1 protein-coding gene is annotated in these 1,000 nt (G+C 43.6%); it reads left to right on the plus strand.

Annotated features, from left to right (window positions below; all coding sequences use genetic code 11):
• Positions 1 to 999 (plus strand): polyketide synthase (locus F6K53_RS45585; RefSeq protein WP_366511466.1); only part of this gene is annotated, 999 nt, incomplete at its 5' end.
• Position 1,000: the final 1 nt, after the last annotated feature.

A 1,000-nucleotide genomic window follows, 5' to 3' on the forward strand; every position in this document is an offset into this window, starting at 1 on the left:
CATCTAGACCCTCAACAGAGATTACTCCTAGAAGTCAGTTGGGAAGCTCTAGAAAATTCAGGCAAAAATCCGCAACAACTCCAAGGAAGCCCAACAGGTGTATTTATTGGTATTTGTGGCAACGACTATACCCAACGTATATTCAGTCAAGGTCCAGAACAATTTGATGCCTATGTAGCTACAGGCAATGCCCACAGTACAGCATCAGGGCGAATTTCCTATATTCTGGGACTAATAGGACCCAATTTGGCAGTAGACACAGCTTGCTCCTCTTCATTAGTAAGTATCCATTTGGCCTGTTCGAGTTTAAGGAATCAAGAATGCAACCTAGCCCTGTCTGGAGGGGTTAATCTATTGCTATCTCAGGAATTTAGCATCAACTTTTCTAAGGCTCGTATGTTATCCTTTGATGGTCGGTGCAAGACTTTTGATACTTCTGCTGATGGCTTTGTCCGTGGGGAAGGATGTGGTATTGTTGTACTCAAACGTTTATCAGATGCACTAGCAGACCAGGACAATATTCTGGCAGTAATTCGGGGCAGTGCCATCAATCAAGATGGTGATACTAGTGGTTTAACGGTTCCTAATGGACCTTCTCAACAATCAGTCATCCGTCAAGCTTTGGCAAATGGGGAAGTAGACCCAACAAGTGTTAGTTATATAGAAGCTCATGGTACAGGAACTGCTTTGGGGGACCCCATTGAAGTCGAAGCCATAGGAACGGTATTTGGCAAAACCCACTCTGTTGAACAGCCATTAATCATTGGTTCGGTTAAGACGAACATTGGTCACACCGAAGGAGCGGCAGGAATAGCAGGTTTGCTCAAGTTAGTCCTGCAACTGCAACATCAACAAATAGCACCATCACTACATTTTAACCAACCTAATCCTTATATTAATTGGTCTCAATTACCAGTAAAGGTCTCGACTCAGCTCACCCCTTGGCCAACAAATGGTAAAAGTCGCATAGCTGGGGTTATATCAAGTTCGGATAATTAGT

Origin of the sequence: Moorena sp. SIO4A1 (genome assembly GCF_010672065.1) — a bacterium.
Classification (GTDB): domain Bacteria; phylum Cyanobacteriota; class Cyanobacteriia; order Cyanobacteriales; family Coleofasciculaceae; genus Moorena.